Origin of the sequence: Achromobacter insolitus (assembly GCF_002209555.1) — a bacterium.
GTDB lineage: Bacteria > Pseudomonadota > Gammaproteobacteria > Burkholderiales > Burkholderiaceae_B > Achromobacter > Achromobacter insolitus.
Genome location: NZ_NJIF01000004.1, coordinates 442,245 through 468,353, shown reverse-complemented (window position 1 = coordinate 468,353; position 26,109 = coordinate 442,245). Strand labels below are relative to the sequence as shown.

21 protein-coding genes are annotated in these 26,109 nt (G+C 66.7%); 7 read left to right on the top strand and 14 right to left on the bottom strand.

From position 1 onward, the window contains the following. The 7 genes from CEY08_RS17260 to CEY08_RS17230 form a co-directional block, all read right to left on the bottom strand. Positions 1-1,125, bottom strand: a complete 1,125-nt coding sequence (locus CEY08_RS17260) for an NAD(P)/FAD-dependent oxidoreductase (RefSeq protein ID WP_076814847.1) — start codon at positions 1,123-1,125, stop codon at positions 1-3. Beyond that, entirely contained in the window at positions 1,122-2,504 is a 1,383-nt protein-coding gene (locus CEY08_RS17255) for an FAD/NAD(P)-dependent oxidoreductase (protein WP_084738583.1), read from the bottom strand. The genes CEY08_RS17260 and CEY08_RS17255 overlap by 4 nt, the downstream gene beginning before the upstream one ends. Continuing rightward, on the bottom strand, positions 2,495-2,797 hold the full coding sequence (locus tag CEY08_RS17250; protein ID WP_063960726.1) for a (2Fe-2S)-binding protein: 303 nt from the start codon (positions 2,795-2,797) through the stop codon (positions 2,495-2,497). The genes CEY08_RS17255 and CEY08_RS17250 overlap by 10 nt, the downstream gene beginning before the upstream one ends. Then, positions 2,794-4,479, bottom strand: coding sequence for a thiamine pyrophosphate-dependent enzyme (locus CEY08_RS17245; RefSeq protein ID WP_076814845.1), 1,686 nt, complete (start codon positions 4,477-4,479; stop codon positions 2,794-2,796). The genes CEY08_RS17250 and CEY08_RS17245 overlap by 4 nt, the downstream gene beginning before the upstream one ends. After that, on the bottom strand, positions 4,476-6,212 hold the full coding sequence (locus CEY08_RS17240; protein WP_063960724.1) for a hydantoinase B/oxoprolinase family protein: 1,737 nt from the start codon (positions 6,210-6,212) through the stop codon (positions 4,476-4,478). Before CEY08_RS17240 ends, CEY08_RS17245 begins: the two co-directional genes overlap by 4 nt. A 10-nt stretch (positions 6,213-6,222) precedes the next feature. Then, positions 6,223-8,298, bottom strand: coding sequence for a hydantoinase/oxoprolinase family protein (locus CEY08_RS17235; protein ID WP_076814844.1), 2,076 nt, complete (start codon positions 8,296-8,298; stop codon positions 6,223-6,225). 124 nt (positions 8,299-8,422) lie between these two features. After that, positions 8,423-9,355, bottom strand: coding sequence for a LysR family transcriptional regulator (locus CEY08_RS17230; RefSeq protein WP_223306517.1), 933 nt, complete (start codon positions 9,353-9,355; stop codon positions 8,423-8,425). A gap of 142 nt (positions 9,356-9,497) precedes the next feature. Here CEY08_RS17230 and CEY08_RS17225 point away from each other — a divergent pair, with 142 nt between their 5' ends. Next, positions 9,498-10,469: a Bug family tripartite tricarboxylate transporter substrate binding protein gene (locus CEY08_RS17225; protein WP_042794564.1), complete on the top strand. Its 972-nt coding sequence runs from the start codon at positions 9,498-9,500 to the stop codon at positions 10,467-10,469. A 38-nt stretch (positions 10,470-10,507) separates the two neighbouring features. On the opposite strand, the gene CEY08_RS17220 is transcribed toward CEY08_RS17225, so the two are convergent. The 4 genes from CEY08_RS17220 to CEY08_RS17205 form a co-directional block, all read right to left on the bottom strand. Then, positions 10,508-10,981 (bottom strand): DUF4148 domain-containing protein, encoded by a 474-nt coding sequence (locus CEY08_RS17220; protein WP_042794563.1) that lies wholly within the window; start codon positions 10,979-10,981, stop codon positions 10,508-10,510. A 158-nt stretch (positions 10,982-11,139) separates the two neighbouring features. Next, entirely contained in the window at positions 11,140-12,489 is a 1,350-nt protein-coding gene (locus CEY08_RS17215; protein WP_076814842.1) for a heavy metal sensor histidine kinase, read from the bottom strand. Continuing rightward, on the bottom strand, positions 12,489-13,178 hold the full coding sequence (locus CEY08_RS17210) for a heavy metal response regulator transcription factor (RefSeq protein WP_042794560.1): 690 nt from the start codon (positions 13,176-13,178) through the stop codon (positions 12,489-12,491). Before CEY08_RS17210 ends, CEY08_RS17215 begins: the two co-directional genes overlap by 1 nt. Positions 13,179-13,332: 154 nt before the next feature. Continuing rightward, positions 13,333-13,674 (bottom strand): DUF4148 domain-containing protein, encoded by a 342-nt coding sequence (locus CEY08_RS17205; protein ID WP_076814840.1) that lies wholly within the window; start codon positions 13,672-13,674, stop codon positions 13,333-13,335. 229 nt (positions 13,675-13,903) lie between these two features. On the opposite strand from CEY08_RS17205, the gene CEY08_RS17200 reads away from it, so the two are divergent. The 3 genes from CEY08_RS17200 to CEY08_RS17190 are packed head-to-tail and all read left to right on the top strand — an operon-like array spanning position 13,904 to position 19,541. Further along, complete coding sequence (locus CEY08_RS17200) at positions 13,904-15,160, top strand: TolC family protein (RefSeq protein ID WP_076814838.1); 1,257 nt, start codon at positions 13,904-13,906, stop codon at positions 15,158-15,160. Between the two features lie 14 nt (positions 15,161-15,174). Further along, positions 15,175-16,359: an efflux RND transporter periplasmic adaptor subunit gene (locus CEY08_RS17195; RefSeq protein ID WP_076814836.1), complete on the top strand. Its 1,185-nt coding sequence runs from the start codon at positions 15,175-15,177 to the stop codon at positions 16,357-16,359. 14 nt (positions 16,360-16,373) lie between these two features. Continuing rightward, the gene (locus tag CEY08_RS17190; RefSeq protein WP_076814834.1) at positions 16,374-19,541 is read left to right on the top strand and encodes a CusA/CzcA family heavy metal efflux RND transporter; all 3,168 of its coding nucleotides are present in this window, start codon (positions 16,374-16,376) and stop codon (positions 19,539-19,541) included. Between the two features lie 102 nt (positions 19,542-19,643). Here the strand turns inward: CEY08_RS17190 and ggt are convergent, their stop codons facing one another. Beyond that, the gene (gene ggt, locus CEY08_RS17185) at positions 19,644-21,239 is read right to left on the bottom strand and encodes a gamma-glutamyltransferase (protein ID WP_063641045.1); all 1,596 of its coding nucleotides are present in this window, start codon (positions 21,237-21,239) and stop codon (positions 19,644-19,646) included. A gap of 24 nt (positions 21,240-21,263) precedes the next feature. After that, positions 21,264-22,238: a Bug family tripartite tricarboxylate transporter substrate binding protein gene (locus CEY08_RS17180; protein ID WP_076814832.1), complete on the bottom strand. Its 975-nt coding sequence runs from the start codon at positions 22,236-22,238 to the stop codon at positions 21,264-21,266. A gap of 160 nt (positions 22,239-22,398) precedes the next feature. Here CEY08_RS17180 and CEY08_RS17175 point away from each other — a divergent pair, with 160 nt between their 5' ends. Together CEY08_RS17175 and CEY08_RS17170 are read left to right on the top strand one after the other, a co-directional pair. Beyond that, entirely contained in the window at positions 22,399-23,055 is a 657-nt protein-coding gene (locus CEY08_RS17175) for a GntR family transcriptional regulator (protein WP_042794556.1), read from the top strand. A 43-nt stretch (positions 23,056-23,098) separates the two neighbouring features. Then, positions 23,099-23,596 (top strand): cupin domain-containing protein, encoded by a 498-nt coding sequence (locus CEY08_RS17170; RefSeq protein WP_076814830.1) that lies wholly within the window; start codon positions 23,099-23,101, stop codon positions 23,594-23,596. Here the strand turns inward: CEY08_RS17170 and CEY08_RS17165 are convergent. Further along, entirely contained in the window at positions 23,593-24,492 is a 900-nt protein-coding gene (locus tag CEY08_RS17165) for a DMT family transporter (RefSeq protein WP_076814828.1), read from the bottom strand. The genes CEY08_RS17170 and CEY08_RS17165 overlap by 4 nt on opposite strands. Positions 24,493-24,761: 269 nt before the next feature. Between CEY08_RS17165 and CEY08_RS17160 the strand changes: the two genes are divergently transcribed. After that, on the top strand, positions 24,762-26,027 hold the full coding sequence (locus tag CEY08_RS17160; protein WP_063641051.1) for an MFS transporter: 1,266 nt from the start codon (positions 24,762-24,764) through the stop codon (positions 26,025-26,027). Positions 26,028-26,109 lie beyond the last annotated feature (82 nt).

Genomic DNA, 26,109 nt, shown 5'->3' with positions numbered 1-26,109 from the left:
TCAGGCTGCCTGGGCGGCCGCGTCCCAGCGGCTGACCGAGAACTTCTCGGCCATCATCAAGCCGCCGCGTCCGGTCGCCATCTCGGCGATGACCTCGCCCACCGCCGGGGCAATCTGAAAGCCGCCGCCGGAAAAGCCGAAGGCATGCAGCAGGCGCGGCACCCTGGGGCTGAAGCCGATGACGGGGTTCTTGTCGCTGAAGTAGCCTTCGATGCCCGACCAGCAGCGGATGACGCTGGCGCAGGCCAGGGCGGGCAGGATCGCCGGAGCTGTCCGCCCAAGTTCCGCCAACGCGGCGCGGCCCGGGCGGCTGCGGTCGCCGGGCAGGGCGACGCCATAGCCGCCGCCCATGACGACGTTGCCGCGCGTCACCTGGCGGGCATAGAACCCGCCGCCTTCCACGCCGAGCGACACGCCGATCTGCGGCGCAAGCGGTTCGGTGACCAGCATGGTCGGATACTTCACTTGCAAGGGCAGATCATCACCGAAGCCGCGCGCGACCGCCGCACCCCAGGCGCCTGCCGCGTTGATGACCGTGGCGGCGCGGATGCGGCGTCCGTCGGCCGCCGTCAGCAGAAAATCTTCTCCCTGAGTATCTGACTGCGTAATGGCGCAATGTTCCAGCAGGTGGGCGCCAGCCCGGGCGGCTGCATGCGCAAAGGCGGGCGCAACCAGGCGCGGATTGGCTTGGCCGTCCTGCGGGCACAGCGACCCGCCTGCCAAGCCGGGACCCAGCGCCGGGAAGCGGCGGCGCAGTTCGGCGGCGTCGATGATTTCCAGGCCCAGGTCGAAGTCGCTTACCTTGTCGCGGTAGGCGCGGAGTTTGTCCAGATCGGATTCCGTGCGCGCCAATTTCAGGTGCCCGCTGCGCACGTATTCCGCATCGGTGCCGATGAGTTCGGGCAGGCGCGACCAGATGCCGTGCGCGCGTTGCGCCAGGTAGAGCTGTTCGATGGAGCGTCCTTGCCGGCGCACGCCGCCGAAGTTGACGCCGCTGGCGCGCGCGCCGCTCGCGCCGCTGTCGATCAGTGCCGTGGCTACGCCCATGCGGCGTAGCGCCAGGGCGGCGCTGGCGCCTACAAGACCGGCGCCAATGATGGCGACCTCGGTTTTCAGCGGGTTCATGGTTCCACCCCGCCGAGCATGGCCAGGTTCAAGGGTTTGACCGGCGCCTGGCCGCGCAGGCGGCCGATGTCCGCCAACGCCAGTCCGCGGCAGCCGGCCAGCAGTTCGGCCGCGCCAGCCTGGCACATGCGGCCCTGGCACAGGCCCATGCCTATGCGCGTCAGCGCTTTCAGCCGGTTCAGGTCATTGATGGCGTATTGTTCGGCCGCGGCGCGCAGCGTGCCCGCGCGCACCTCCTCGCAGCGGCAGACCATGACCGAGTCGTCGCACCGTGCGGCGGGCAGGGGAAAGGCCTGATCCAGGCCACGCCGGAACCGCGCCCACCTTGCCTGCCGGCGGGCCAGCGCCCGGACCCGGGCGACGCTGACGGCGATACCGCTGTCGGCCAGCATGGCCAGGGCCGCGCGTTCACCAGCGAGTTCGGCCATGACGGCGCCGCCTATGCCCGCGCCGTCTCCGGCCAGGTAGACACTGGCCGCCGAGCTGCGCCCGTCGGGGTCGCGGCGCGGAAGCCAGGCGCGTTGGCGGGCGTCGAAATCGAAAGCGCAATCCAGCAGGTCGGCCAATTGGGTTTCCGCGCGCAGTCCGTGGCCGATCGCCAGGGCGTCGCAAGCGAAGGCGCAGGACTGGCCTCCGATGGTGGCCCGCACGGTCTCGACCCGGCTATCGCCCTGCGCGGCGTCCAGCTGCGCATTGTGGTGCACGGATACGCCGTGCGCGCGCAACCACCCCAGGTAGTACAGGCCCTTGGCCAGCATGCCGGGCTGGCTCAGCAGCGCGGGCGTGGCGCGGACCTGCGCACCCAAGGACGCTTGATCCAGCACGGCCAGCACCTGGGCACCAGCGCGCGCATACTGGTAGGCAACCAGATACAACAGAGGTCCGGTGCCGGCAAACACAATGCGCGGCCCGAACACGCAGCCCTGGCTTTTCAGCGCGATCTGCGCGCCGCCCAGCGAGTAGACGCCGGGCAGTGTCCAGCCCGGGAAGGGCAGCACGCGGTCGGTGGCGCCAGTAGCGAGCAGCAGGCGCGAGTAAGGCAGCGTTTCCAGTTCGCCGTCGCGGATCAGGTCCAGGCTGCCTGGCGCGGCGTTCCACACCGCGGTTGCGGCGCGGTAGTCGGCCCGGGCTGCCAGGTCCGCGCCCGCCGCGTGGATGGCTTGCGCGCGCTTCCATTCGAAGCCGTAGCGCTGGCGCGCACTGCCGCGCGGGGCTGCGCCCTGGCGATAGATCTGGCCGCCGGGCAGGGCGGCTTCGTCCACGATCACCGGACGCACCCCGTGGCGCAGCAGCGTTTGCGCTGCGCGCACGCCTGCGGGGCCGGCTCCCACCACTACCATGGGCGGCGCGCCCAGATCGTCAGGCCGATTCATCTGCATGCAAGTTCTCCGGGCTGGGCGCTGACCAGATCCATGCCGTCTTCCGCCTGAGTGGAACAGGCGCGCAGGCGCTTGCCGTCCGCTGTCTGCACCCAGCAATCCTGGCAGGCTCCCATCAGGCAGAAGCCGGCGCGAGGCGCGCCTTCTCCCAAGGTCACGCGCAGGTGTTGCGCGGCCAGCAGCAGCGCCGTCAGTACGGTGTCACCTTCGTGGGCCTGCAGCGGTTGGCCATTCCAGGTCAGCCGCAGCGCGGGCGAGACGGGCGCCGACACGCGGCGCAGGAGCGGCGTCATGCCGCGTTCTCCACCCCGCGCAGTTGCGACAGTGTGCGGTCGGGCAGGATGATGTCGGCGTCGTAGCGCAGTTCCACGACGGCCGGCATACGGTGTTCTTGCGCGTAAGCCAGCGCGGCGTCATAGGCAGGCGCGAAATCCTCCGTGCGCTCGACCGCCGCGCCGAAGCCGCCATAGCTTTGCGCCAGCAGCGCAAAATCCGGATTGACCAGTTCCGTGGCCAGCGCGCGGCCGGGATACGCGCGCTCCTGGTGCAATCGGATGGTGCCGAAAAGCCCATTGTTGAAGACCAGCACGACGATGCCCAGGCGGTACTGGGCCGCGGTGGCCAGTTCCTGCATGGTCATCTGGAAACAGCCATCCCCGGCAAAACAGATCACCGTCGCGTTCCGATCGCGCAGCTTGGCGGCGATGGCTGCGGGCAGGCCGTAGCCCATGGCGCCGACCGCGGGCGCCAACTGGCTGCCGGGCCCTTTGAAGGCAATGTGCCGGTGCGCGTAGAGTGCATAGTTGCCTGCGCCCACGGTGACGCACGAGTGTGGCGGCAGGGTGGCAGCGACATGGCGCGCTGCTGCGTTCAGGTCCAGCGGGCCGGGCGTGGGGGGCAGCGGGGCTGCGGTGGCCACGGCGTCTGCGCCGCGGCGGCGCGGATGCCAGCCGGGTGTCGGCGCCAGTTCGGCCGCGGCCTGGGCAAAGCCTTCCACGCTGGCCACCATGCCCAGCGCCGGCGTGCACAGCCGTCCGATCTCATTGGCGTCGGGATGGATGTGCACCAGGGTCTGGCGCGGGGTGGGGGAAGCCAGCCATTCGTAGTTGATGGTCGTGGGTTCGCACAGGCGAGTGCCAAGCGCGATGACCAGATCACTGTCCATGACGGCGCGCTTCTGGTGGGCGGGCATGCTCGCGCTGACCTGGCCTACGAAGTTCGGGTGGTCGTTGTCGAAGAGTTCCAGGCGGCGCCAGGCGGTCGCCACCGGCAGGTCGAAGCGCAGCGCGAAATCGCGCACGGCCTGGCGCGCGGCGGCGGGCCAACGCGACCCTCCCAGCAGCAACAGTGGCCGGTCGGCCGCTTCTAGCAACGTGCGCAGGCGCGTCATGTCGTTGTCGGCCGGACGCGCGCAGGGTGTCGGGGGCGGCGCGGCCAGCGCGGTGCCGGCGAGACTGGACAGCATGTCCTCGGGCAGCGCAAGCACCACGGGTCCGGGCCGCCCGCCCGTGGCGATCGCCCAGGCGCGCGCCAGGTATTCAGGGATACGGTCGGCCCGTTCGATCTGCGCGACCCATTTGGCCAGCGGCGTGTACATGGCGCGGTAGTCCACTTCCTGGAAGCACTGGCGGTCGACGGTGTCGCTGCCGACCTGGCCAATGAACAGGATCATGGGCGTGGAGTCTTCCCTGGCGGTGTGCACGCCGATCGCCGCGTTGGTGGCGCCAGGTCCGCGAGAGACAAAGCAGATGCCCGGCTGGCCGGTCAGCTTGCCATGCGCCTCCGCCATGTAGGCGGCGCCGCCCTCCTGGCGGCAGACCACGGCTTCAATCGCATCGCGCCGCGCGTAGAGCGCGTCGATGCAGGGCAGGAAGCTCTCGCCCGGCACCATGAACACGCGCTCGACGCCAAACGCCTGCAACTGCGCGACCAGCAGTTCGCCGCCACTACGCATGCCCGATAGGGGGCCAGTCATGCCGCGTCTCCTTGCAGCGCGAGTGCCACGCGTTCGGTGCCGTAGTCGCGTTCGGCCGCGGCCCGGCTGACCTTGCCGCCCAGCACGTCGTTGCGGATGGCTGCGGCGCTGCGCTCGGCAGGTATTCCGTAGCCGCCGCCTCCGGGTGTCTCCAGCCGCACTGATTGGCCGTTGGCCAAGGGGTGGCCGGCGATCTTGTTGGCCAGGCGCTGTTCATCCGGTCGGCCCGGGTTCTGCACGACGCGCGAGGTGCCGCCGGCCAGTCCGCCGTTCAGGCCGGCGGCGCCGAACAGCGCGGCATCGCAGCGTATGGTGCAGATCAACTGGTCGTGCAGCGACCGGATCTGGCGGGCGATGCCCATGCCGCCCCGGTGGCGGCCGGCGCCGCCGCTGTCGTTGACCAGCGCGTATTCCTCGACCAGCAAGGGGTACTCGATCTCCAGCGCTTCGGCGGGCAGGTTCGAGGTGTTGGTCACGTGCACCTGGATGCCGTCCATGCCGTCGCCCTGCGCGCGGCCGCCCGCGCCGCCGCCCAGGGTTTCCAGATAGACGAAGGTGCCTTTGCCGTCCTGCATCGGCACCGAGAACAGCATGGAGGGCATGACGTCATTGCACGACGCCATGGCGCGGTCGGGAGGAAGCAGTTGGCCCAGCGCGCCAATTACGGTGCCCGCCACGCGTTGCGCGGTGGTGACGCGCGCGCCCACCGCCGCCGGAAAGCGCGGATTGGTGATGGTGCCTTCCGGAGCCGTGATGGTAATCGGCTGGAACAAGCCGTTGTTGGGCATGAGCTCGGGGTCGAGCATGGCTTTCACCGCGAAATACACGCTGGCGTTCAAGGCGCTGGCAGGCAGGTTGAAGGCGCCGCGCGCCTGCTTGCCGGTACCCGTGAAATCCACGTAAAGCTGGCCATCGCGCGCGTGCACGTTGGCCTGGATGGTGACCGGATCGCCGCCCATGCCGTCATCGTCCATGCGCTCGGTGAAGGTGTAGGTGCCGGCGGGCAGCTGGGCGATGCGGTTGCGCAGGCGCCGTTCCGTGTACACCATGATGCTGTCGATGGCGGACAGCACGCTCTGCAGGCCGGACTGTTGCACCAGTTCCAGCATCAGCTTGGCGCCCTTGTCATTGGTGGCGATCTGGGCGCGGATGTCGTGCATCCGGTTGTCCGGCTCGCGGGTGTTGTGCGCAATCATTTCCAGCAGGTCCATGTCCAGTTCGCCTTCGCGCACGATGCGCATGGCCGGCAGCCGGATCCCTTCCTCCCAGACCGTCTTCAGATGGTGCGAGGTAGAGCCGGGGACCGCGCCGCCCACGTCGGTATGGTGGCCGATGTTGGCGGCGAAGAAGCGCAGTACGCCTTCGTGGAAGATGGGCGTGATGACGGTGATGTCCGGCGCATGCGTGCCGCCGGCCAGATAGGCGTCGTTGCACAGGAAGGCGTCGCCGGGGCGCACGCCGGCCGCGCCGTAGCGCCGCAGCACGGCGTCGATCCCGCCGGACAGCGATCCCAGGTGCACGGGTACGTGGGCGGCCTGCGCCACCAGCCGGCCGGCGGCGTCGAACAGCGCCACGGAGCAGTCCTTGCGTTCCTTGATGTTGGTCGAGAACGAGGAGCGGATCAGCGTGTTGCCCATTTCCTCGGTGATGGACAGCAGGCGGTTGCTGAACACCTCCATTTCAATGGGGTCGAAAGTGTCGGTGCCGGGAGCCGAGGTCGAAGGAGTGGTCATGGCGTTCGCCTTAGATATTGAGGTTGACGACGAGGTTGCCGTATTCGTCGGCGCGGGCCTGCTGGCCCGGCAGCACGACGGTGGTCGAGCTCATTTCCTCGATGACGGCCGGCCCGTGCACCGGCGTGTCCACCGGCAGCAGGGCGCGGCGCAGGATGGGGGTGTCCACCCAGCCCGAACCCTCGAAGTACACCTTGCGACGCTCTTTGATGGCGCCGTCCACGCTGGCGCCGCCCTCGACCTTGGCCAGCGGCGCTCGCGGCACCAGGCCGGTGGCGCGGACCCGGCAGTTGACGATCTCGACCGGACGGCCGGCGGCGTCGTAGCCGTATTCGCGCACGTGCGCCGCGCTGAACGCGGCGACGAACGCTTCCAGCGGCATCAGTTGCATGCCGTCCAGCGGCACGGCGATCTCGAAGTTCTGGCCCTGGTAGCGCGCGTCGATGACGGCGGACAGGCGCTGGTCCGAGTCATTGACGCCCTCGCTGGACAGCCAGGCGCGCGCCTTGCCGGCCAGGATTTCCAGCGCCTGCTGCACCGTCGTCCAGCCGTTGGCGGTGGCGTGGGCCATCAGCGTTTGCACGAAGTCCATGGAAATATCTGACAGCAGGATGCCGCGCGCGCACATGGTGCCCGGCTCCTGAGGAATCAGCAGCGTGCCGATGCCGCAATCACGCGCCAGTTCGGCGGCATGCAGGCCGCCCGCGCCGCCGAAGGCGCACAGCGCGAACTTGCGGATGTCATGCCCCCGTTCCGTAGAGACCGCGCGTACCGCGCGCGCCATGTTGGAGTTGGCGATGCGCAGGATGCCGTAGGCGGCTTCCTCCACGCTCAGGCCCAACGGACGGGCGATCTGCGCCTCCAGGGCCTCGCGCGCCTGGCGCGCATGGACTGCCATCCGGCCTTCCAGCAGCGCGACCGGATTCAGGCGGCCCAGGACGACGTGGGCGTCGGTGATGGTCACCACCTGGCCACCGCGGTTGTAGGCAATGGGGCCGGGCACCGCGCCCGCGCTCTGCGGGCCGACTTTCAGCGCGCCCGCGTCGTCGATGCGGGCGATGCTGCCGCCGCCCGCGCCGATGACATGCACATCCACCATCTGGGTTTTGACCGGATAGTCGGCCACCAGCCGGCTGGAGGTGAAGAGCGGCCGCAGCTCGGCCACGAGCGACACGTCCGTGCTGGTGCCGCCCACGTCGAACGTAATCAGATTGGGCAGGCCAGCCACGCGGCCCAGTTCGGTGGCGCCGATCACGCCGGCAGCAGGGCCCGACACGCAGGTGCGCACGGGCGCCGTCAGCACCGACTCCACGGACATCAGGCCGCCGTTGGAATGCACCGTGGTGGGCTCTGCCGCCACGCCCATGCCGCGCACGGAGCTCACCAGGTTGCGCATATAGCCGGCCATGCGCGGACCGACATAGGCGTTGAGCGCGGTGGTGGACATGCGCTCGTACTCGCGGAACTCCGGCAGGATCTCGCTGGACACACTGAGGTAGACGCCCGGCAGGTGCTCGGCCAGGATGTCGCGGGTGCGGCGCTCGTGCGCGTCGTTGCGGTAGCTGTGCATGAAGCAGATGGCCACGGATTCGACGCGGGCGGCGGCCAGCTCGCGCGCTACCGCCACGACCTCGTCCTCGTCCAGCGCTTGCAGCACGGACCCGTCGGCGCCTATGCGCTCGGTCACTTCGAAACGCCACTCGCGCGGCGCCAGCGGCCGCGGCTTGATGACGTTGTAGTCATACAGGTGGGGGCGCGTCTGCCGGCCGATTTCCAGCACGTCGCGAAAGCCGCGGGTCGTCACCAGGGCGCAACGCGAGCCCCTGCGCTCGATCACCATATTGGTGGCCACTGTGGTGCCGTGGCCCACGTGCGCCAATTCGGAACCGGCAATCTCATGTTCGCGGATCAGATGGGCCAGGCCTGTCTGGATCGCCTCGGACGGGTCATGCGGTGTCGAAGGCACCTTGAAGTAATGCAATTCGCCGGTGTGCTCGGCAAGCAAGGTGAAGTCGGTGAATGTGCCGCCTACGTCGAAGCCGACGCGAAAACGGCGGGCGCCCGGGGCGGATGCGGTCTGGGTCACTCTGGTCTCCAGGATGCTGGCGCGGAAGGCGCCGGGAGTGGGATGACCAGAATGCTATTGACGCCCCATCATTCGGTCCAATCAAAGATTGGTATCAGGGATTATCATTATCGTGAATGATTTGTCAGTAGGGATGAGATTCGGCCGGTTGCGCCTGATCGAACACCATGCCCTGGGCCTGGCAGACCTTGAGGATCTCTTCGCGCAGCCAGCGATGCGCGGGGATATTGTCCGAGCGCTCGTGCCAGATCAGATTGACGGTGCGCGGCGCGAACGGAAAGGGCGCCTCGACCGCCTCCAGCAGATGGCTGTAGGGGCTGTTGCGCACCGTGTTCAGTGGCACCACGCAGATCAGATCCGTCTCGGCCAGGAGGCGCGGGGCCAGCGCGAACTGGTTGATGGTTAGCACGACGTTGCGCTTGTAGCCATGGGGCGCGAGTTCGTGGTCGATCAGGGTGGGCGTGCCCAGCAGGCTGACCATCAAATGGCGGGCGCGCAGGAAACTGTCCAGGGTGAAGCGCGGCTGCGCCAGCAGCGGGTGGCCTTTGCGCATGGCGCAGACGTAGGTCAGGGTCTCCAGGGGCAGGGTGCGCAACGATGAACCGAAATTCGAATACACGCCGGCCGCCATGTCGACTTCGCCTTTCTCCAGCAACACGCCGGCGTTGTCCAGCGAGTAGGGATGCAGGTGTATGCGCACATTGGGCGCCACGCTCTGCTGCTCCACGAATAGCGGCCGGATGACCTGATCGGCCACGTAGTCGGACATGGCCATGCGGAACACGGCCTCGGAACGCGCCGGATCGAAATCGTTGCGTTCCAGGGTGTCCGCAATGCGGGCCAGCGCATCTCGAATGGGCGGCCACAGCAGTTCGGCGCGCTGGGTGGGCAGCACCCCGCCCTGGATCTTCACGAACAGCGGATCTTTCAGGGTCAGCCTCAGCCGGTTGATGGCATTGCTGACTGCAGGCTGCGTCATGTGCAGGGCGGAAGCCGCCCGCGTCACGTTGCGCTCGGTCATGACCGCGTCGAAGATGCGCAGTAGATTCAGGTCCATCGAGGTCAGCATCGCAGTCCCAGGTGATTATCAACGTTGGTGATAGAGATCTATTTTAATTGTTGATTAGCCATATAACGTGGGACCGCTTAATCTTCCCCGGGTGCAAGCGCAGTTGTTACACAACGAGGGGAAATCATTGATGGTCAAGCATCTGAAAACTCTGGCCGCTGCCTGTCTGGCGGCCTTGATCACCGCGCCCGCCTTGGCCGCGGATAACTATCCCAGCAAGCCGATCACGATTGTTCTGCCATACGCGACCGGGGGATCGGCCGACATGCTGGCTCGCTTTGCGGCGCAGGCTTTGCAGACCGAACTGGGCAAGCCCGCCATCGTCGAGGCCAAGCCCGGCGCTGGCGGCGTGCTGGGCACGGAGTTCGTCTCGCGCGCCGAGCCGGACGGCTACACCCTGGCGCTTACCGCCAGCGGCACGATGGCGGTGAATCCCTACGTCTACAAGCTGCGCTACAAGCCGCTGGAAGACTTCAAGCAGATCACGGTGCTGGTGGACCTGCCTTTCGTGGTGGTCACGAACAACGAATTCCCCGCGAAGAATCTGCAGGAATTCATCGACTATGGCCGTAAGAATCCCAACAAGATCACGTTCGGCAACGCCGGCCTGGGCACCCAGCAGCATCTGACGCAGCTCATGTTCGCCCGCGCGGCCGGCATGCAGGTCAACATCGTGCCCTACAAGGGCAGCAGCCCCGCCATGAACGATCTGCTTGGTGGCCATATTGATGCGGTGCTCGACAACACCGGCGTGCAGACGCCCTTTATCAAGGCGGGCAAGGTGCGTCCCTTGTTCGTCACCAACCCGGAGCGCGTGGCAGCCCTGCCTGACGTGCCCACCGCGCCCGAAGCCGGCCTGCAGGGATTTTCGGCGGTTGCATGGTTTGGCCTGGCCGCGCCCAAGGGCACGCCTGACGAGATCATCGAGAAGATCCAGCAAGCCCTGGCGCGTGAATTCGCCAAGCCCGAAATGAAGCAGCGCCTGCTGGATCTGGCGATGATCCCGCGCGTATCGACGCCGGCCGAAACCACGGCCCGAGTGAAGAGCGATCTGGAAACCTTCGGCAAGATCGCCAAAGAGGTCGATCTGAAGCCGATGTGACGGGCGGGTGCGCGCAGGCGGCCCGCTCCGAGCCTGCGTTAACGCCTGCCGTTCTCGATATCCAGCTGTTGTTGGTATTCGGCCCCCGTGCGCATCCGCACGTATTCAGCATAGCGTTGGCGGTACTTCAGGCTGAACACGTCAGGCGTCTGAGATCCGCGGTAAAGGTCCTCCATGCCCGCGCGCTTCCAAAGGACGAGGTCGGCGCGCACTTCCGCGCGCGTCCTGGAGGTGGCGCGCGGCTGGGGAGGCGGGTAATCCTGCTCCCCGTAGGTGACCAAGCCGGCGGCCTTGGCGCGTTGCAGCTCGTCGGCCACCTGGGCACGGGTCTTGCCGGGCCGGACCGGTGCAATGGCAGGCGGATAGTCTTGTTCGCCGTAAGTCACCAGTCCGGCGTTCTTCGCCTGCTCGAGTTCGAGCCTCACCTGTTCGCGGGTTTTCGGTTCGGCCTGGACTGCCGGGGCCGCGGCGGCAACGGAAACGGCGAGGATCAACAGGGTCAGACGGTTCATGATTTCTCCAAGGAACGTAATCCGGCAGACTCAAAAATCGTGGGGAGACGGATGGCCTCCCTGAGGCCGGTGTCCTTGAAAGCCGCTGTGGCAGCCGGTCTTCGAAGGACATGGAGAAATTCTAGGGAGCGGGCGGGGACAGAATCCGGACAGGCGGATTAGCTTTCTGTAATGTCCGGCGCCGCAATGCCGAAGCCTATCGTGGTGGTCCGCCCGGCCGATCTGGCGTAGCTGCGGCCGCCGTGCATGCGGGCAATGGCTGCGACGATCGCCAGCCCCAGCCCATGATGGTTGGCGTCGAACTCGCGCGAGGTGTCGCTGCGGTAGAAACGATAGAAAAGGCGCGGCAAATGCTCTTGCGGTATGGGGTCGCCAATGTTGCGCACCGATATCAGGATTTCGCCGGGCTCTTTACGCGAGATCTCAACCTCGATCGCGCTGCCCGGCGTGGCATAACGCACCGCATTTGAGATCAGGTTCGATACGGCACGCTGGAACAGTGCGCGGTCGACCTGCGCCGGGGCATCGCCCGCGACCGCGAGTTCGACGCCGGCATCCAGGGCCTCGGCCTCGTGGTACTGCATCACCTCCTTGACGATGGCTGCCAGGCTGGGCTGCCAGGCGCCTCTTGCCTGCGCGCCGCGGTCGGCCTGCGACAGGAACAGCATGTCATTGACGATGCCGGAGAGGCGTTGCAGTTCCTCCAGGTTGGAACCCAGCGTCTCTCTCAGTGCCTGCGGCGACGGACGCGTGCTCAGCGCCAGCTCGGTCTCTCCGATCAGTGTCGCCAAGGGCGTGCGCATCTCGTGGGCGACGTCGGCGTTGAAACCTTCCATCTGCACATAGGCACGCTCCAGCCGCTGCAGCACCGCGTTGAATTGGCGGACCAGGGGCCTGATTTCGCAAGGCTGGCCGCTCTCGTCCAGCCGTTCGCCGATTCGGTCCGGAGACAGCATCGCGGCCTGTTTGCCCAGCGCGTCCAGAGGTTCCAGCCCTTTGCGCACCAGCAGGGTTCCCACCGCGGCCACGACGATGGCGCCGGCCAGGGCGCAGGCGAACAGCGTCCAGGCGAGAGCCCTGCGCAGGCGGATATCGCTGGAGATGTCCAGCACCAACTCCGCGTTCATCGCATCGCCCGGCGCGCCCGGAAATGGCAAGGTAAACGTGATGCGCCGCTCGTGATGGAAGTCGTTGTCACCGGCTATCGGACTGCCGTAGTAGACCTTTTCGCCATCTATTTCCAGCACCAGCGAGAAATCCGGACGTCCGTAGAAGAAGTCGCTGAGCTTGTGCCGCAGGCGGGTCGAATCCCGGCTGGCGGCATTTTCCTCTACCAGATGGCGAACGACTTCCACCTTCTGCTGAAGCAGGGCCTCCTGCCGGCTCGCCAGGTTCAGGTTGGTGGCGTAGTAGACCGCGGCGCACACCAGGCCGAGGGCGATGAAAGTCTGGATCGCCAGCCAGCGCGACAACCACCGGTGCAGCGATTTGGGGCGCTGCCCGGGCATCAGTCGCTCCGCGGTTCCAGCACGTACCCCATGCCGCGCACGGTATGCAGCAGCTTCTTGTCGAAGGGTTCATCGACCTTGCCGCGCAGGCGGCGGATCGCGACTTCGACCACGTTGGTGTTGCTATTGAAGTTGATGTCCCATACCTGTTCGGCCAGTTCCAGCCGTGACAGGACTTCTCCCTGCTTGCGCATCAGCAGTGCCAGCAAGGTGAATTCCTTGGCGGTCAGGTCCAGCCGCACGCCGTCGCGGCTGGCGCGCCGGCGCAGCAGGTCCAGTTCCAGCCCGTCGATGCGCAGCACATTCTGGCCGATGGTCTCGGTCTGGCCGTGGCCGCTGCGCCGACCCAGGGCCAATACGCGGGCCAGCAGTTCGGACAGGGCAAACGGTTTGGCCAGGTAGTCGTCAGCGCCGTCGCGCAGGCCCTTGACCCGGTCTTCCAGTTTGTCGCGCGCCGTCAGCATCAGGACTGGCACGCGGCTGGTCTTGCGGATCTCGGCAAGCACGGAAAAGCCGTCCATGGCGGGCAGCATCACGTCCAGCAGGACGAGGTCGTATTGGCTTTCACGCACCAGATGCAGACCCGTGACACCGTCCTGCGCCACATCGACCACGTAGTTGTGTTCGGTCAGCGCTCGCCGCAAGTACTCGGCGAGTTTCTTTTCGTCTTCGATTACGAGTACTTTCATGTCGGGGGAATAAAGAGAGTGCGCGGAAGTCCTCGGATCCTGAGTCGTATTCTAGGCGGAATCGTTGCGATGGAATAAACGCTGCGCAGGGCGGCTGGACCGCCCTGCGCAGCGCCCGCGGGCACGCAGGATACGTCCGCCACGAGCCGGGTGCTCAGCCCGGCGTGTAGATCTCTGCCAAGCGGGCACGCTCGGCCGGCGTCATGGCTTCAATTTCGGCCATGGCATCCGCCCGCGTGCGGGAGGTGCCCTGTTTGGCCCAGCCGGGCTTGGCCGCGTTCAGGTTGGTCAGAAACCACTGCTTGGGGTCGGACTTGGCAACGGCCAGCTCAGTCTTCACTTCTTCGCGGGATTTTGCGCTCATGGCGTGATCCGGAGCGATGGCGTAGCCGATTTCCGTATCGGTCTGGTGCCAGGTGCTGGACGCGCTGGCGGCAAAAGGAAAGGTCAACGCGGAACCCAGGGCGAGGGCGGCTGCAAGGGCTTGGATCTTCATGGATATCTCCTTGGTTGGGCGCTGCGCCGGCGGCGGTGTCCCGTCCGGCGCATACACGCTATTTGTGTAGCGACGGTGACACTCTACGGACCCGGATCCGTCAATTCACGGACACCCTGATTACGTTTTCGTAAGGCCCGCGCACCTTACGGAAATGTCATTTTTCTGTCGGTGGATTGACGAGCCCGTCTGGATACATTGCCGGCTCGCCCCATTCCTCGGTTGAACCATGCATTTATCCGCTTTGCCGCTGACCCTGGCGGCCTTGATGATTGCCGCGCCCGCCTCCGCACGGGACGCGGGCGCGGCCCGGCCCTCCGTACCCATGGAGCAGAGCCAGGCCGGCGCCACGCTGACGCTGGAGGGGGCACTGGCCAGGGCACTCGACCGCAATCCCGGGTTCGCTGCCGTAAAGAACGAGGCCGCTGCAAGCGCGGGCGTGCTGACGCAAGCGGGCGTGCTGCCCAATCCGACCATCGACCTCAGCGTGGACGACACGAAATCAGCCACGCGCACCACCACCGCCATGCTGAATGTGCCGTTGGAGACGGGCGGCAAGCGAGCCGCCCGGGTGAAAGCCGCAGGGCTGTCCAGCGACATGGCGCGCCAGGACGTGGCGGATGCGCGGGCCGGCTTGCGGGCTGCGGTCATTGCGGCGTTCTTCGACGTGGCCGTGGCGCAGGAGTCCGTGCGCGTGACGCGGGGCACCGTGGATATCGCCAGCGACGCCTTGCGGCTGGCCGAGAGGCGCGTGGCTGCGGGCAAGGCGCCGCCGCTGGAGGCCAGCAAGGCGCAAGTTGCGCTGGCCAACGCGCGCATCGAAGCGCGCGCGGCCGACGCGGCGCTGCTGGACGCGCGTCGCAAGCTTGGCCTGCTCTGGGGCGAAGCGGAACCCGGATTCGCCCGCGTCGGCGCGGACCTGAGCGCCTTGCCGCGGCGCACCTCGATCGACGAACTGCGTTCGGCCTTGGCGGCTTCTCCCAGGATGCGGGGCGGCAAGCTTGCCGTCGACCTGGGGCAGGCGCAGCTGGAGGTCGAGAAGAGCAAACGCTATCCGGACATTACGCTGAGCGCGGGCGTGGCCCGCGATAACGAGGCAGGCCGCAACAAGGCCCAGCTTGGCATTTCGATCCCGTTGCCCATCTTCGACCGCAACCAGGGCAATGTCTACGCAGCCACCATGCAGGCCTACAAGGCGCAGGACCAGTATCGGGAATTGGAGTCCGGCCTGATGGGGGAGCTGCTGCAGGCGGTCACCCGCTTCGACCTGGCGGTGGCGGCTGCGCGCGAGTACCGGGACGCGGTGCTGCCCGGCGCCACCCAGGCCTATGACGCCGCGCGCAAGGGCTTCGAAGCGGGGAAGTTCGGTTTCCTGGAAATCCTGGACGCGCAACGCACCCTATCCGAAGGAAACATCGCCTACCTGACGGTGTTGGCTTCCCTGTATCAGGCATCCGCGGATATCGATCGCATTCTCGGACGTTGAAACGAGCAAAAGAAATGGCGAAACCCAAAAACATGCAACACCCCAAGATGCGCGCCGCGGTGGCGGCGAGCCTGTGCGCGGCGCTGCTGCTGGCGCCCGCGCTTTCGGCCAAAGCCGCCGGAGAGGACGGTCACGGCCATGCGGAGACCGAGCAAGGCGGGGAGAACGATCAAGAGAAGATCGTGCTGACGCCCGAACAGATTGCCGTGGCCGGCATCAAGCTGGAAGCCGCCGCGCCCGCGACACTTGCGACGTCCGTGCAGTTCCCGGGCGAGATCAAGTTCAATGCGGACCGAACCGCGCACGTGGTGCCGCGCATGGCCGGCGTGGTGCAGAGCGTGTCTGCCGATCTGGGCCAGCAGGTCAGGAAGGGCGAGCTGCTGGCCACCTTATCCAGTTCGGCGCTGTCCGAGCTGCGCAGCGAATGGCTGGCGGCGGCCAAGCGGCGCGATCTCGCCGTCCAGACCCACCGGCGCGAGCGGCGCCTGTGGCAGGAAAAGGTGTCCGCCGAACAGGACTACCTGGCAGCCCGCACCGCGCTGCAGGAAGCGGAAATCGCGGTCCAGAACGCGGAGCAGAAGCTGCGGACCGTGGGCGCCGAGCCGCGGTCCAGGGATCTGGGGAGTTTGGAGATCCGCGCGCCCTTTGACGGCGTGGTGGTGGAAAAGCACATCGCCTTGGGCGAGGCCTTGCCCGACAACGCCAGCATCTTCACCTTGTCGGATCTGCGCACGGTATGGGCCGAGTTTGTAATTGCCCCCAAGGACTTGCAGGATGTGCGCGTAGGTGAAGCCGCAAGCGTCACGTCCGCCGCCTTTGCAGGCAAGGCGGAAGGAACCGTCTCCTATATCGGCTCGCTGCTGGGGCAGCAGACACGAACGGCCACGGCGCGGGTGACGCTGGAAAATCCTGACACGGCCTGGCGTCCCGGGCTGTTCGTCTCCGTCGACGTGGTGATCCGCCAGTCCGATGCCGCAGTGACCGTGGCGGCCGACGCGGTCCAGACCGTCGACAACGAGCCCGCGGTGTTCGTGGAGGTCCCCGGAGGCTTCGCAGTGCAGCCGGTGAAACTGGGAAAGGCCTCGGACGACAGGGTCGAAGTCTTGTCCGGTCTTGCGCCCGGCACGCGCTACGCGGTTGAAAACTCCTTCGTCCTCAAGTCGGAGCTGGGCAAGGCCGGCGCCGAGCATGCACATTGAGGCGGGAGCGGAACATGTTTGAACGCTTGATCCGTTTTGCCATCGAACAGCGCTGGCTGGTGCTGTTCGTCACCCTGGGCATGGCCGCCATCGGCGTCTACAACTATTCCCGGCTTGCCATCGATGCGGTGCCCGACATCACCAACGTCCAGGTCCAGATCAATGCCGGCGCGCCAGGGTATTCACCGCTGGAGACCGAGCAGCGCGTTACCTATCCGATAGAAACGGTGATGGCCGGCCTGCCGGGGCTGCAGCAGACGCGTTCGATGTCGCGCTACGGCCTTTCCCAGGTAACTGTCATCTTCAAGGACGGCACCGATATCTACTTCGCTCGCCAACTGGTGAACCAGCGCCTGCAGGAAGCGAAGGAAAACCTGCCCGAGGGCGTGACGCCCATGATGGGGCCGATATCCTCGGGCCTGGGCGAGATCTATCTGTGGACGGTAGAAGCCCGCGACGACGCCCGCAAGCCGGACGGCTCGCGCTATACGCCCATGGACCTGCGCGAGATCCAGGACTGGATCATCAAGCCGCAGTTGCGGAACATTCCTGGCGTGACCGAAATCAATGCCATCGGCGGCTATGCCAAGGAGTACCAGGTGGCGCCCAGCACCGAGAAGCTGGCCTCCTACGGGTTGGCGCTGACCGACGTCATGGCTGCGCTGGAGCGCAACAACGCCAATACCGGCGCAGGCTACATCGAGCGCAAGGGGGAGCAATACCTGATCCGGGCGCCCGGCCAGGTCAAGTCCATGGACGATATCCGGGACGTGGTGTTGGCGACCGTGCAAGGCCAGGCGATCCGCATACGCGATGTGGCCGAGGTCTCCATCGGGCGCGAGTTGCGCACGGGCGCGGCGACCAGCAACGGCGAGGAAGTGGTGCTGGGCACCGTTTTCATGCTGATAGGCGAGAACAGCCGGGCGGTGTCGCAGGCAGTGTCCGTCAAGCTGGAGGCCATCAATAAATCATTGCCAGCGGGTGTGCTGGCCGTGACGGTGTACGACCGCACCCACCTGATCGACAAGGCCATCGCCACGGTCAAAAAGAACCTGCTGGAGGGCGCGGCGCTCGTCATCGTCATCTTGTTCGTGTTCCTGGGCAACATCCGCGCGGCCTTGATCACGGCGATGATCATCCCCTTGTCCATGCTGTTCACCTTCACCGGCATGGTGACCTACAAGGTCAGCGCCAACCTGATGAGCCTGGGCGCGCTGGACTTCGGCATCATCGTGGACGGCGCGGTGGTCATCGTCGAGAACTGCGTGCGGCGCCTGAGCCACGCGCGGGCGCATCATGGCAGGGCGCTTACGCGTGGCGAGCGCTTCCACGAAGTCTTCGCGGCGGCGCGCGAGGCGCGCAGGCCGCTGCTGTTCGGGCAATTGATCATCATGGTCGTGTACTTGCCGATCTTCGCGCTCAGCGGCGTGGAAGGCCGCATGTTCCATCCCATGGCGCTGACGGTGGTGCTCGCGTTGCTGGGAGCCATGATCTTGTCGGTGACTTTCGTGCCTGCCGCCGTGGCGCTGTTCATGGGCAACAACGTTTCCGAAAAGGAGAATCGCCTGATGGCATGGGCCAGGCGCCGCTACGAGCCCTTGCTGGACGTGGCGCTGCGGCGCACGCCGCTGATCCTGGCCGGGGCAACCGTCTTCGTGGTTCTGTGCGGGCTATTGGCGTCGCGCATGGGCAGCGAATTCATACCCAGTTTGAACGAAGGCGACATGGCGATCCAGGCGCTGAGGATTCCGGGAACCAGCCTGACGCAGTCCGTCGACATGCAGAAGCAGCTGGAGAAGCGTCTGAAAGAGAAGTTTCCGGAGATCGAGCGCGTGTTCGCCCGCACGGGCACGGCGGAGATCGCTTCCGACGCCATGCCGCCCAGCATTTCCGACGGCTACATCATGCTCAAGCCCGTCGACCAATGGCCCAGCCCTCGGAAGACTCGCGCCGAGTTGTTGGCCGCCATCCAGGAGGAAGCCAACCAGGTGCCCGGCAACAACTATGAGTTTTCGCAGCCCATCCAGCTGCGTTTCAATGAGCTGATCTCAGGCGTGCGCAGCGACGTCGCGGTGAAGGTGTTCGGCGATGACAATGACGTGCTCAACCGCACGGCCGCGGAGATCGCCGAGGTGCTTCAGGCGATACCGGGCGCTTCTGAAGTAAAAGTGGAACAGACCACCGGCCTGCCGATGCTTACCGTCAATATCGACCGCGCCCGCGCCGCGCGTTACGGGCTGAGCTTGGCGGACGTGCAGGACACCCTGGCTATCGCCGTCGGGGGGCGCGAGGCGGGAACCTTCTTCCAGGGCGACCGGCGCTTCGACATCGTGGTGCGCCTGCCGGAGGCCGTGCGCGAAAACCTGTCGGCACTGCGCAAGCTGCCCATCGCCCTGCCCAGGCAGGAAGGCCAGGCGCAGGCCGCCTACATCCCGCTGAGCGAGGTCGCCACCTTCGATCTGGCGCCGGGCCCCAACCAGATCTCGCGCGAGGACGGCAAACGCCGCATCGTGGTCAGCGCCAACGTGCGCGGCCGCGACCTGGGCACGTTCGTGTCCGAGGCCGCTGCGGCCATCGAGGCCAAGGTGCAGGTTCCTGCCGGTTACTGGACCTCGTGGGGCGGCACTTTCGAGCAGTTGCAATCCGCGGCCAAGCGCCTGCAGGTTGTGGTCCCGGCGGCGCTGCTGTTGGTGTTTGCGCTGCTGTTCGCGATGTTCGGCAACGTCAAGGATGGCCTGCTGGTGTTTACCGGCATCCCCTTTGCGTTGACGGGAGGCGTGATCGCGCTGTGGATGCGCGGCATCCCCCTGTCCATTACCGCGGCCGTGGGCTTTATCGCGCTATGCGGCGTGGCAGTCCTGAATGGCCTGGTCATGCTTTCGTTCATCAGCGGACTGCGCGAAGAGGGCAAGTCCGTGGCCGAGGCCGTGCGTATCGGGGCGCTGACGCGCCTGCGGCCGGTGCTGATGACGGCGCTGGTGGCCTCGCTGGGCTTCGTGCCGATGGCGATCGCGACCGGCACGGGCGCCGAAGTGCAGCGCCCGCTGGCGACCGTGGTGATCGGCGGCATCATTTCCTCCACCATCCTCACGCTGCTGGTACTGCCCGCGCTTTATCGCCTGGCGCACAGGAATGACGCCGATGAGCTTGAACTGTCAAAGCCGGAGCCCGCCAGGGCGTAGGCGCGATACAGGCATGATGCGATGTGTGAAACGCACATCGCCGCCGGATTCCGGCGGCGATGCCTGTCCCATGCCGGCCGGGCAGGGCGCCCGCCCTGGTGCTCAGAAGCCCACGGCCTGGCCGTCGCGGCGCGAGTCGGATGCGGCTACGTAGCCGCCTTGCGGCAGGCGGCAGATCAACTGCGCCGAACCGAACTCCAGGCTATCGGCCGGGGCCACCGCAACGTTGTGGCCGCGCGCGCGCAGCGCATCGACCACGTCCGCGGGCAGGTGCGATTCCACATTGACCACCGGGCCTTTTTCCACTCGGAAGCGCGGCGCATCGCTCATGGCCTGCGGATTCTGGCCAAACGCCGCCAGGCGCGTGACCATCTGCAGGTGGCCCTGGGCCTGCATCGACCCGCCCATCACGCCAAACGACATCAAGGGCTGGCCGCCACGCGTGACGAACGCGGGGATGATGGTGTGCATCGGCTTCTTGCGCGGCGCAACCTGGTTGGCGTGGCCAGGCGTAAGCACGAAGTTCAGGCCGCGGTTGTGCAGGCTGATGCCGGTGTCGGGCACCACCACGCCGGAACCGAAGCCGTGGTAGTTGGACTGGATGAAAGACACCATGGTGCCGCTGGCGTCAGCCGCCGTCAGGTACACGGTGCCGCCGGTGGCGGGCGTGCCCGCGACCGGCACGCTGGCGCGGTCCATGGAGATCTGGCGCGCGCGTTCCGCCAGGTAGGCGCGGTCCAGCAGGGCGGCAGCGTCCGTGCGCATGTGGCGCGGATCGGCGACGTGGTGGTGCAGGTCCGCGAAAGCCAGCTTCATCGCTTCGATGCTGACGTGGTAATAGTCCGCGCTGTCGCGGCCCATGCTTTCCAGGTCGAACTGTTCCAGCATGCCCAGCGCCATCAGCGCCGAGATGCCCTGGCCATTGGGCGGGATTTCATGCAGCTCGTAGCCGCGGAACGACTGCGAAATCGGGGCGACCCATTCGGGGCGATGTTCGGCCAGGTCATCCGCACTGAGCGCACCGCCGGTCTGGCTGGCGAAGTCGGCGATCTTGCGGGCGAGCTCACCCCGGTAGAAGCTTTCGCCGCCGCTTTCGGCAATGGCGCGCAGCGTCTTGCCCTGTGCCGGAAAGCGCCACCACTCGCCGGCCTGGGGCGCGCGCCCTTCTGGCAGGAAGGCCGCGGCAAAGCCGGGCTCCTGCGCCAGCTTGGGCGCTTGCGTCGCCCACTGGCGGGCGATGGTGGGCGACACCGCGAACCCTTCTTCGGCATAGGCGATGGCAGGCTCGAACAACTGCGCGAATGGCAGTTTGCCAAAGCGTTCCGACAGCGCCTTCCAGCCCGCCACCTGACCCGGAACGGTCACCGTGCCCCAGCCGGTGCCGGGCATGGCGTCGCGTCCGGCGAAATACTCCGGCGTCCAGGCGGCCGGCGCACAGCCGCTGGAGTTCAGGCCATGCAGCTGGCCGTCATGCCACACCAGCGCGAACATGTCCCCGCCGATGCCGTTCATGACGGGTTCGAGCACCGTCAGCGCAATAGCGGTAGCGATGGCGCTGTCCACGGCGTTGCCGCCGGCCAGCAGCATGCGCAATCCGGCTTGCGCCGCCAGGGGCTGGCTGGTGGCGACCGCATTGGCGGCCAGGATCGGCATTTTTCGGGAGGCGTAGGGGAAAGACCAATCGAAGGGTGAAGACATGGATGCTGGAACTCGTGTTGAAAATTACTGGGGCGTGATGCCGGCCTGGTCGATCAGCTGCTTGGTGCGCGGGATTTCGGCCTTGATGAAAGCGGCGAATTCTTCGCGGCTGCCGCCACGGGGCTCCGCGCCGGCTTCCGCGAGCTTACTGCGCAGCGCCGGATCGGCAAGCACTTTGTTGACGGCTCGGTTCAGTTTGTCGAGAACCGCGACCGGGGTGCCTTCGGGGGCGACCAGGCCATACCAAGGCGCGATGTCATAGCCGGCATAGCCCTGTTCCGCGATGGTGGGAATTTCCGGCGCCAGCGCCGAGCGCTTTGCGTTCGACATGCCCAGCGCCAGCAGCGCGCCGCTCTTGGCCTGGGGCAGGCCCGTCATGATGGTGTCGAAGTACATCGACACCTGGCCGCTGAGCAGCGCCGGGATGGCTTCGCCCGCGCCTTTGTACGGCACGTGCAGGATGTCGATGCCTGCCACGGACTTGAGCATTTCGCCAGCCATGTGGGAAGTCGTGCCGGTGCCGAACGAGGCATAGGTCAGCTTGCCGGGGTTGGCGCGGGCGTAGGCCACCATTTCCGGCAGGGTCTTGAACGGCTGCGACGGATTGGCCAGCAGAATATTGGGCGTGTAGGCCACCATGGACACCAGCGCGAAGGCGTCGGGGTCATAGGCCAGGCGCTTTTGCAGGTAGCGGTTGGTGACGATGGCGGCGGGGCCACCCATCAGCAGCGTATAGCCGTCGGGCGCGGCGCGCGCGACCGAGGCGCTGCCGATAGCGGCCGCGGCGCCCGGGCGGGCCTCGACCACGAAGGGCTGACCCAGCTCCGTGGACAGCGCAGCGCCCAGTTGGCGCGAGATCAGGTCGGTGGCGGAGCCCGCCTGGAACGGCACGACAATGCGCACCGGATGCTGCGGCCAGTCGGTCGCCTGGGCGCCTGCCTGGGCGGCGAAGGCCACGGGGGCGGCGCCTGCCAGCGCCCGGATGAAACGAAACTTCATGAATTCCCCTTGATCGCGTTATGGAGTGCGTGCAGGGATTAGACGCAAGCGGGGGGCCCGGGACCATTGGTGTTTGCATCCATGGATCACTGGATCCAATTTGTGTTATTTTTGCGTTTATCTATCATGGCGGCTTTCCCAAGGCCTGCCCGAGACCTCAATGCTGCAATTCCAGAAGACAGCCATCAGCGCCGAAGACGAAGCCTACCTGCACCTGCAGCGCGAAATCCGCCTGGGCCGCTACGCGCCCGGCCAGCGTCTGGTGCCCGAGGTCGTGGCCGCGGAAATCGGCACCAGTCGCATGCCGGTGCGCGGCGCGCTGCGCCGCCTTGCCTCCGAAGGGCTGGTCGAAATCCGCGCCAACCGTGGCGCGGTGGTGCGTGGCCTGAACCAACAGGAAATGCTGGAAGTGTTCGAGATGCGCTCGGTGCTGGAAGGCCTGGCCATGCGTAATGCGGTGTCGCACATGAACGCCGAGCACGTGCGCCGCCTGACCAATTCGCTTGAATTGCTGGAACAGGGGCCCGGTGAAGACCTGGACTGGACCACCGCCCACCGCGAGTTCCACGAGTATCTTTGCAGTTTCTGCCAGCAACCGCGCTTGCTGCGTCAGCTGTCCGAACTGCATTCCGTGGTCGAGCCCTATATGCGGCTGTGGGCGGCTCAGCCGGGCCGCGTCCTGCGCGTGCGCGAATCGCACCAGGAACTGATCGACGCGTTGCGCACGGGCGATCCGGCGCACTGCGAGGCCGCCATGCGGCAGCACGTAATGAATACAGTGCCCGCGTTGCAGGCGTTCCTGCAGCAGGCGGCCTAGGGGCACGCTAGACTGGCGCTATCCTCCACGCGCCCGTCCTGCCATGACCGCATCCACATCCGCCGCCAGCCTCATCCGCCGCCTGGACCTGTTGCCGCATCCCGAAGGCGGCTACTACCGTGAAACCTATCGCGCCGCCGATCTGGTCACGCGCGGCGACGGCGCGCGCCGTTCCGCCAGCACCGCCATTTACTACTTGCTATGCGACGGCGCGTGGTCTACCTGGCATCGCATCCGTTCCGACGAACTCTGGCATTTCCATGCGGGCGGTCCGCTGCATATCCATGTGCTGGTGCCGGATGGCGGCTACGGCTGCCTGCGGCTGGGTGACGCGCTGCAGGACGCCGATGCCGTGTTCCAGGCAGTTGTGCCTGCCGGCAGTTGGTTCGCGGCCGAACTGGCCGACCCGGACGGCTACGCGCTGGCCGGCTGCACGGTTGCGCCAGGCTTCGAGTTCAGCGAGTTCGAGCTGGCCGACGCCACCGAACTGCAACGCCTGTATCCCGCGCAGGCCGGCTTGATAGTCCGCCTGGCTCGTTAGTCAGCGCCTTGCGCGCCCTGCGCCGGGGCTTGGGGCTTTTTCCTGCGCGTGAACTTGGCCTCGCTTGCAAGCACGCCCGCAACGATGAGGCCGGCTCCCACCAGCGCCAGCGCGGGCAGGCGGTCTCCGGCCAGGCGTCCCACGATGCCGCCCCACACGGGCTCGCCCGCGTAGATGACGGTCGCGCGGGTGGGCGACACCGACTTCTGCGCCCAATTCATGGTCAGCTGGATAACGGCGCTGGCCAGTCCCAGCCCAATGGCGGCGCCCGCCCACAGCCACGAGAACGCGGGAACCGCTTCGCCCATCGCGGGCATCAGCGCAAACGACACCAGGCCGGCGGTCAGCAATTGCACGAAGGTGACGCGGCGGCTGTCGACCTTTTTGGCATACATGCCAATCAGGATGATCTCGGCGGCAATCGCCGCGGCGCCAGCCAGCGTCGCGGCCTCGCCCGCGCTGAAGCTCAGCGTGCCTGCTTGCGGGCCGGCCAGCAGGATCAGACCGGCGAAGGCCAGCGTCACGCCTACCCAGCTCATCAGTCCGGGCGGCTTTTTCAACACGGCCCATTGCAGCAGCGGCACGATGGGCACGTAGAGCGCGGTGATGAAGGCGGACTGGCTGCTGGTGATGGTCTGCAATCCGTACGTTTGCAGAAAGTAGCCCAGGAACAGCGCGCAGCCGATGGCGATGCCCGCGCCCACCTCCTGGCGCGTGATCCCGGCCATGTGCTTGCGGAACACCAGTAGCGCCATCAGGCCTGCGATGGTAAAGCGCACCCCCACGAAGAACAGCGGCCCGCTGTGCTGCATGGCGATGTGGATGATGAGGAAGGTGCTCCCCCACAGCATGGTGACCAGCACCAGGGCGATTTCCTGGCGGGACAGGGCGAACATCGAGGTCTTGGACTTCACGGTTTGCTTCGGGCGCTACGAAATGGTGGGGAATATACAGCGCTTCGGCGACCGTTCACCGAACACATTCCGGGATTTCGGGCGGAGCAGACATATAGCCGGGAGTAATATGACGCGTCCGGGGGCGTCAGCCGCCGGCGACAACAAGCCGATTCACGCCTCGTTCTTCTCGCCCGTGTCCAGCCTTTCCGGCGGCACCCGCGAAGCCGGGCGCGCAAGCGGCAAGAAGAAGATACCGAGGAGAAGCACAAGTGCAGAAGCAAGAGTCGGGCGGCTGGTATTTCGGCTGGACCATCGTAGGCGCCGCGACGGTACTCACCCTGTTGACGGTCGGCCTGCGCATGGGCATCGGGCCGTTTTTCCTGCCCATCGCGGACACGCTGGGCTTCACGCGCAGCATGCTGTCCGGCATTGTCGCGATCGGCATGCTTTGCTATGGCCTGGCCATGCCCCTGGCGGGCTATCTGGTCAACACGCGCGGCACGCGCTTCGTGTTGCTGACCGGCGCCGCCATCGTCGTGCTGTCGTCGATCTGGACCGTCTTCGCGCGCGGGCCCATCGAGTTCCTGTTGTCCTTCGGCGTGGCGCTGTCCATCGGCCTGGGCTTTACCAGCCCGGTGGCGTTGACGCCGGTCATCAGCCGCTGGTTCACCCGCCAGCGCGGCATGGCGCTGTTCTTCTTGTCCACGGGTTCCATGGCTGGCATCGCGCTCATGACGCCGACGCTGACTTTCGCCATTTCGGCCGTGGGTTGGCAGGAAACCTTGCTGGGTTTTGCCGTGCTGTTCGCGTTGCTGACGGTGCCGATGGCGCTCTTCATCATGCGCGACGAAGCGCCGGAGCACACCGACCTGCTGCCGCACCAGATCCCCGACAAGGCGGCCGCACCCGCCAAGCCGGGGGCCAAGCGCCCGGCCCCCAATCTGCGCGCGGCCCTGGGTTCGCTGCCCTTCTGGCAAGTCGCGCTGGGCCTGTTCGCCTGTGGTTTCAGCATGAATCTGCTGGGCACCCATGGTGTGCCGATGCTGATGGACCACGGCTTTGACGCCACCACCAGTTCTCTGGGCATCGGGCTGATCGGCCTGGTCGCCATCTTCAGCACCCTGGTACTGGGCCGTATGTCGGACCAGGTCGAAAGGCGCGCCATTCTTGCCACGATCTACCTGGTGCGCGGACTCGGCTTCTTCGCGCTGGTCATGGTGGGGGCGCACTGGGAACTGTACGCCGCGGCCACCATAGGCGGCGTGGTGTGGGCTGGCAGCATCGCCTTGTCCTCTGCGATTCTGGCGGACGTCTATGGCGTGCGGCTGGTGGGCGTGCTGTATGGGCTGGCCTATCTGGGCCACCAGGTGGGCGGCATGATCAGCTCATGGTTGGGCGGCTGGGCTTACGAGACCTTCGGCACGCATTGGGTCGCCTTCGGGGCGGCAGGCGTGCTGCTGCTGGCGGCGGCGTTGATTTCGCTGCGCCTGCCGGCGCGGGGGCTGCCGCGCGGCGTGGCGGTCGCGGGACGCTGAACTGCGCTGATGGCAAACCGGCGCCGTTTGCCGGGTTTGCCATCGCGTCCGTCGTTCGGGCCGCGATGGCAGGCGGGCCGCT